At 44.6% G+C, this 6776-nt stretch carries 7 protein-coding genes; 4 read left to right on the top strand and 3 right to left on the bottom strand.

What is annotated here, in order from left to right:
- Nucleotides 1-6 precede the first annotated feature (6 nt).
- Complete coding sequence (gene tesB, locus AACT21_RS04445) at nucleotides 7-867, top strand: acyl-CoA thioesterase II (RefSeq protein WP_013856442.1); 861 nt, start codon at nucleotides 7-9, stop codon at nucleotides 865-867.
- Nucleotides 868-886: 19 nt separating this feature from the next.
- Here tesB and AACT21_RS04450 read toward each other — a convergent pair whose 3' ends face one another.
- On the bottom strand, nucleotides 887-1348 hold the full coding sequence (locus AACT21_RS04450; protein ID WP_010319994.1) for an Lrp/AsnC family transcriptional regulator: 462 nt from the start codon (nucleotides 1346-1348) through the stop codon (nucleotides 887-889).
- 119 nt (nucleotides 1349-1467) lie between these two features.
- Between AACT21_RS04450 and AACT21_RS04455 the strand changes: the two genes are divergently transcribed.
- Nucleotides 1468-2535, top strand: coding sequence for a PLP-dependent cysteine synthase family protein (locus AACT21_RS04455; protein ID WP_017045283.1), 1068 nt, complete (start codon nucleotides 1468-1470; stop codon nucleotides 2533-2535).
- Nucleotides 2536-2592: 57 nt separating this feature from the next.
- Here the strand turns inward: AACT21_RS04455 and AACT21_RS04460 are convergent, their stop codons facing one another.
- Nucleotides 2593-3462 (bottom strand): Tim44 domain-containing protein, encoded by an 870-nt coding sequence (locus tag AACT21_RS04460; protein ID WP_017048570.1) that lies wholly within the window; start codon nucleotides 3460-3462, stop codon nucleotides 2593-2595.
- 178 nt (nucleotides 3463-3640) lie between these two features.
- Between AACT21_RS04460 and AACT21_RS04465 the strand changes: the two genes are divergently transcribed.
- Both AACT21_RS04465 and AACT21_RS04470 read left to right on the top strand, forming a co-directional pair.
- Complete coding sequence (locus tag AACT21_RS04465; RefSeq protein WP_017048569.1) at nucleotides 3641-4237, top strand: TetR/AcrR family transcriptional regulator; 597 nt, start codon at nucleotides 3641-3643, stop codon at nucleotides 4235-4237.
- 9 nt (nucleotides 4238-4246) lie between these two features.
- The gene (locus AACT21_RS04470; protein ID WP_094164174.1) at nucleotides 4247-6118 is read left to right on the top strand and encodes an MFS transporter; all 1872 of its coding nucleotides are present in this window, start codon (nucleotides 4247-4249) and stop codon (nucleotides 6116-6118) included.
- Between the two features lie 196 nt (nucleotides 6119-6314).
- Here the strand turns inward: AACT21_RS04470 and AACT21_RS04475 are convergent.
- A partial coding sequence (locus AACT21_RS04475) for a hypothetical protein (RefSeq protein WP_094164175.1) occupies nucleotides 6315-6776 on the bottom strand: 462 nt, incomplete at its 5' end.

Below are 6776 nucleotides of genomic sequence, written 5' to 3' on the forward strand. Positions count from 1 at the left end.
GGGTCTATGAGTAAACCATTAAATGAACTATTGGATTTGCTGCAACTGGAAAAGCTAGAAGAAGGTTTATACCGAGGTGAGAGCGAGAACTTAGGTCTACCACAAGTGTATGGTGGGCAAGTGATTGGCCAAGCACTCTCGGCGGCTCGCTATACGGTTGATTCCGACCGCACTGTTCACTCATTTCATAGCTATTTTCTTTACCCCGGAGATCCTGAAAAACCAATCATTTATGATGTTGAGAATTTAAGGGACGGACGCAGTTTCAGTACCAGACGAGTCAAAGCCATTCAGAATGGTCGGCCGATTTTCTATCTCACTGCTTCTTATCACGGTGAAGCGCCCGGTTTTGAACATCAAAACACCATGCCTGACATCCCTGGTCCTGAAAATTTTGCCTCTGAATCTGAACTGGCAGCCCAGATTGCACACTTATTACCTGAAAAAATAAAAAAGGTTTTTTGTGGCGAAAAAGCGATTGAGATGCGTCCAGTGACCGTAATTAACCCGCTAAAACCACAAAAAGCGGAGCCAAAACAGTACCTGTGGATACGCGCTAATGGTGAGTTGCCAAATAACCAACTCATCCATCAATATTTGCTCGGTTACGCGTCTGATTGGGGGTTTTTAGTTACAGCGTTGCATCCTCATAAAGTCTCTTTGATGACACCTAACTTTCAAGTCGCGACGATTGATCATTCGATTTGGTTCCACCGCCCATTCAAAATGGATGAATGGTTGCTCTACGCAATAGAAAGCCCTACGGCCAGCAATACCCGTGGTTTAGTGCGTGGCGAGATTTACAACCGCCAAGGAGATTTAGTCGCAACAGCAGTGCAAGAAGGTGTGATGCGCTTCACCAAATAACAAGACTCGGACGAGCAGGCTATGCCAGAGGCAATTGAGTAGTGTACTTCAATGACTCCATTGCAAAGGTTGAAGTCACGTTATTAATCCCTTTCACGCCATTGACCAGTTTTTTATAAAACTGGTCAAAACACTTCATGTCTTTGACCAACACTTTCATCATGTAATCGTACTCACCCGCCATTCGATAGAACTCCATCACCTCAGGGTACTCAGACACAGTCACGACAAAATGGCTGTACCATTCGTGAGAGTGATCGCTGGTCTTAATCAACACAAACGCGGTAAAACTCAAATCTAATTTTTCTGGGTCAAGCAGGGCAACTCGCTGCGCAATCACGCCAGATTCTTCAAGCTTTTTCAACCGCTTCCAGCAAGGTGTCGTGGTTAAGTTCACCGCTTCAGCCAAATCATTTAGCGACAAAGTGCTGTCTTGTTGCAGTAATGAGAGGATCATGCGATCAATTCTATCAAGCTCCATAGCTTCCCCAGAATAAGAGAATAATTTTCTCTAAAACTACAAAATGACAGGCAACATAGCAAAGCTTTTCTCTCACATTAAGGGTAAATTACCCTCATAATAACGATGGAGAGAGAACCATGTGCACCGATCATCAATGGATTAACAACGCAATTCGAAAAATAGAAGCGGACTACCAACGTTCGGCCGATACTCATCTGATCAAGCTCGATTTGCCTTGTGTCGCTGGGGTCGATATTTATCTCAAAGATGAAAGTACGCATCCTACGGGTTCACTCAAACACCGCCTAGCCCGTTCTCTTTTCCTGTATGCCATCTGTAACGGCTGGGTTGGCCCTGAAACTACTATCATTGAATCTTCATCGGGCAGTACTGCGGTATCAGAAGCTTATTTTGCCCGTTTACTTGGCTTGCCTTTTATTGCTGTAATGCCCAAATGTACTGCACGTAAAAAAATTGAGCAGATTGAGCTTTATGGCGGCCAAGCGCATTTAGTCGATCGCTCTGATCAAATTTATGCCGAATCACACCGCTTAGCCAAAGAACTGAATGGCCATTATATGGACCAGTTCACTTATGCTGAACGTGCGACCGACTGGCGTGGTAATAGCAATATTGCCGACAGTATTTTTAACCAAATGCAAATGGAAGATCACCCCGTTCCGACATGGATTGTAATGAGCCCGGGCACAGGCGGAACCTCAGCAACTATAGGCCGCTTTATTCGCTACCAAAAACACAATACCAAACTGTGCGTCGTCGACCCTGAAAACTCGGTATTTCATGATTATTTCAAAAGCCGAGACCCAAGCTTAACCTTGCAGTGTGGTAGCAAAATTGAAGGAATTGGTCGTCCACGAGTTGAACCGAGTTTTATTCCCGGCGTAGTCGATGAAATGCGCACCGTTGCGGATGCCGCCAGTGTCGCTACGATCTATTGGTTGGAAAAACTACTCGGCCGCAAAGCAGGCCCTTCTACCGGCACCAATCTTTATGGGGTTTTGCAAATTGCCAGTGAGATGAAACAACGAGGTGAAACAGGCTCCATCGTGACGCTGCTATGCGACAGCGGCGAACGTTATTTAGATACCTATTACTGTGCCGATTGGGTGAAAAACAACATTGGTGATTTAACACCTTATCTTTCAAAATTAGAAGCCTTTGAAACAACGGCTAAATTAGCTTAGTGACCTAGCAAAACGCCCAAGACAAACTTGGGCGTTTTGGATCCATCGTGAAAAGTCTTAGCCTTGAATGCCGACAATCAACCAAGGTGCATTAGGTACGGTTAAATCACGCTCTAAATGCCACACATCATTAATATCTTCTTCAATGCCTTCCACGGAATCGCGGTAGCGGCCAGTAAACTGCAAACTCAACTGCGCTTTACTTGCATCGTAATCGGCGCGAACGACTTCAGCGTCTACGTACATCACATCTGTGTGCTGTTCACCGTTTAGCTTTGCGCGCTCTTGTTTTAAATCTTCAAACAAGCTCGCCGATACATATTCTTCAACAGTTTCAAGTTGGTTATGGTTCCAAGCACCTTGCAAAATACGGTAGTGTTCGCGCGCACCATTAATGAAAGCTACCTTATCAAAACCGGCTGGATAGTTATGTGGGATATCGCTGTGTGCATTCGCTCCAAAACCACCCGTGGCTTGAGGCTGTTGTTCAAAATTGTGCACGTTAGGCTGTTCAAACTCCGTCCGGTTATTCACACCACCAAACGCAGGCTGCTGCCGATTCATGCTACCCTGCTTCGCACCAAGCATACCGCGCATCAGTTTAAAGAGCACAAAAGCAATCAGACCGAAGATCAGAATATCCATAAATTGGATACCCTCAAACGCGCCGCCAAAGAAAGCCGCCAGTAGACCACCAGCGAGTAAACCACCCAGTAATCCGCCCATCAGACCTTTTTTGGTCGAACCAGCTTTACCTGCTTGATCTTGCTTAATGGTGTCATTTTTTTGAGTCTGCTGTTTGGGAGCTGGAGCCGTTTTATAGCTTTTACCAAACGATTTACCACCGCCAAATTTCTTTGCTTCTGCTATCGGTGTGATCGCAACAGCAACCATCAGCAATGCTACAAGGGAAAAAAAACGTTTCATGTTTTTCCTTAGGGTTATAATTATTGAGGCTTACTCATCATAACCACTTCGGATAGACAAGAAAACCGTTGCTTCTCGCAGACATGTATCAGAATATTGCAAATTAACCGTCCATAAGTTGACGCTTATACACCACCCCACTAGAATATCGAACGTTGTTCATAATTGATACGTAACCATGGCCAGACGAAACGATCACACCCGAGAAGAACTGATAGCATTGACACTCAAGACCGCGAAGCATTTTCTTCAAAATCACACTTATCACGAGCTCAGCCTGCGTAAAATCGCAACCATGATTGGCTACGTACCTAGCACTTTGGTCAATGTCTTCGGCAGTTACAATCTTTTATTGTTGCATGTGGTAGCTCAAACCTTGGATGAACTCTCTTCACAAGCGAAAAAAGTGGTGGGTAAGTGTAGCGATCCAAAAGAAGCGTTGTATAAATTGGCCTATTGCTACCACGATTTTGCTCAGTTGCACCCCAATCGCTGGCAACTTATTTTTGAACATAATATGAATGGTGAACGACTTCCCCAGTGGCAAGCAGAGCGCATCGACAACATGACCGCCATGCTTGAAGGTTTATTGACCATCCTTGCTCCACAACACTCGCAACAAGAAGTGCTGCAAGCAAGCCGAGTCCTGTGGTCTGGCGTACATGGTATTACCTTATTAAGCGTAGATGATAAATTTTTCGCCGCCGAACCCATCGATGGGAAAGAGCTGATTGAAAACCTACTCTCAAACTATCTTAATCACTGGGCGCGATAAGGACCATCAATGAGTCAATCTCAATCTTCATTGCTGACTCAGCAACGATTTCTTCCGTATTTCATCACCCAGTTTTTTGGCGCATTTAACGATAACATCTTTAAAAATGTCTTGCTGCTATTGGTCGCGTTTGCTGGAGCGAACGTGTTACCGGTTTCCAGTAATTTATTTATTAACCTTGCCGCAGGGCTATTCATTCTTCCTTTTTTCCTTTTTTCTGCCTCTGCTGGCGTGCTTGCTGACAAGTACGAAAAATCCGCTTTCATTCGTAAAGTGAAATTGGCTGAAATTGGCATCATGTGCCTTGGCGCGATCGGTTTTATGACCGAGAGTTACGCCATTTTACTGTTATTACTGTTTTTGATGGGGACACAATCGGCCTTTTTTGGTCCAGTCAAATACGCTTTATTGCCGCAGCAACTCAAGCCGAATGAATTGGTTCCGGGTAATGCGTTAGTGGAAACAGGCACATTTTTAGCGATTTTATTAGGCACATTGGGGGCTGGGCTCATTGCCTCGATGCCCTACACTAAATACGTGGCTGCTGGCGCGGTGGTGCTATTTGCGTTGTTAGGCTATTTAGCCAGCCGTCATATTCCTAAAGCCCCTGCTTGCGCACCCGATCTCGTTTTTCGCTGGCAGCCCATTAAGCAAACCAAGCAGACCATTGCGATTGCCAAACAAGACCGTACTATTTTCCAATGCGTAATGGCGATCAGTTGGTTCTGGTTTTTAGGTGCCGCCTACTTAACTCAATTTCCAAATTTCACGCATCACTATTTATATGGCACAGAGAGCGCCGTTTCTTTTTTGCTAGCACTGTTTTCTGTTGGTATTGCCACTGGCTCATTGACCTGTGACAAATTATCGCATCATAGAATAGAGATCGGCATCGTGCCTATCGGCAGTTTTGGCATTACATTATTTGGCTATTTAATGGCAACCTCCGTACCAGAAAAACTGCCTCAATTTACTGATTTTTATCAATTTATCAGCTACCAATCACTATGGCCGATGTTTCTTTTCCTATTGTTGATTGGCGTCTGCGGTGGCATCTTCATTGTGCCTTTATATGCGCTAATGCAGCAGCGTGCTAAAGTCACTCAACGCGCACAAGTCATTGCCGCTTTAAATATCTACAACTCACTGTTTATGGTGGCGAGTGCACTATTAGGGATTATCTGTTTGAGTTTTCTTGAGCTTACGATCCCTCAGTTCTTCATTATATTAGCTTTGCTTAATGGCTTTGTTGCACTCTATTTATGCTACCAAGTCCCGGTCTTCTTGGTGCGATTTCTAATGTGGATGCTGACGCATACCATGTATCGAGTCAGCCACAAAAATCTTCATCACTTACCTGAAAAGGGCGGAGCACTGCTGGTGTGCAATCATGTTAGCTATATGGATGCACTGTTGCTGAGCGCGGTTTGTCCTCGCTTAATTCGTTTTGTGATGGAAGAGGATTACGCCAATTTGCCGCCACTTCGTCGCTTTTTGAAACGTGCAGGCGTGATACCCATTTCCGCAACGCGTCGCGGTTCTATCCGACAAGCCTTTAACGATGTAGAACAAGCATTGGCAGAGGGGCATATCGTCTGCATTTTCCCAGAGGGACGGTTAACCGCGGATGGCGAAATCAGCGATTTCATGCGCGGGATGGATATTATTTTAAAACGCAGCTCTGTGCCTGTCATCCCCATGGCATTGAAGGGATTGTGGGGAAGCTATTTTAGCCGTGCCAAAGGGCGCGCCTGCTGTGGGCTACCAGCTCGTTTTTGGTCACATATAGAAATTGAAGCTGGCGAGCCCGTCCCCCCCAAAGAGGCAACAACACAAGTGATGCAACAAAAAGTCGCCGAACTCAGGGGGGATTGGCGTTAGATTGGAATTCAATATAACGTTCAGCAAAGCTTGCCTTGTGAGAAAAACAGGTAGTATACCTTGCTTTAAAGGCAGGGGGGCTTAGCACCTGTAAATTAGCCAATGAATTGCAATTGATTGCTATTGTTAGGTATAAATTTGTACTTCTATTTTCGTATCGCTGCGGCACACCTTAACTGATGTTACTTAACATGAATCAAGCAGTGTATTGTGTAAGCCAATCTTCTATTGCGTGTGCCGTTAAAGTAGTACCGCTAGATGTAACAATCTTGTTCCGTTCTGCATGACCAGACAAATATTCGTTTATCTGAATTTCAACACTTCTATTGATCTGATTAGTAACACTCATTCTCCACTCCACACTTGCTAGGCCAACGTCAAGTTTTGCCTTATCTACCTCGCTCATTAGCGCCGCTTGAAGCCCAGATTTACCCGTATCTTTTCTATCTACCCGTATCCATTCTAAAAATTTTTTAATGGTCTCTTTAACTTGGGCAGAGTTAACTTCTCTTTCTATCAATCCAACACCATAGCATGCAAAATGTTGTTTTATTTCTCTTGTAGTAGGCTCATTCAGTAGGTTTTGTTTGTCTTTTAGAAGGTTCTTTAACGCATCAGAAACCGTTCCATACACTCCCAAATCTATTACCTGATCAGG

Origin of the sequence: Vibrio sp. V08_P9A1T1, assembly GCF_963874405.1 — a bacterium.
Classification (GTDB): Bacteria; Pseudomonadota; Gammaproteobacteria; order Enterobacterales; family Vibrionaceae; genus Vibrio; species Vibrio anguillarum.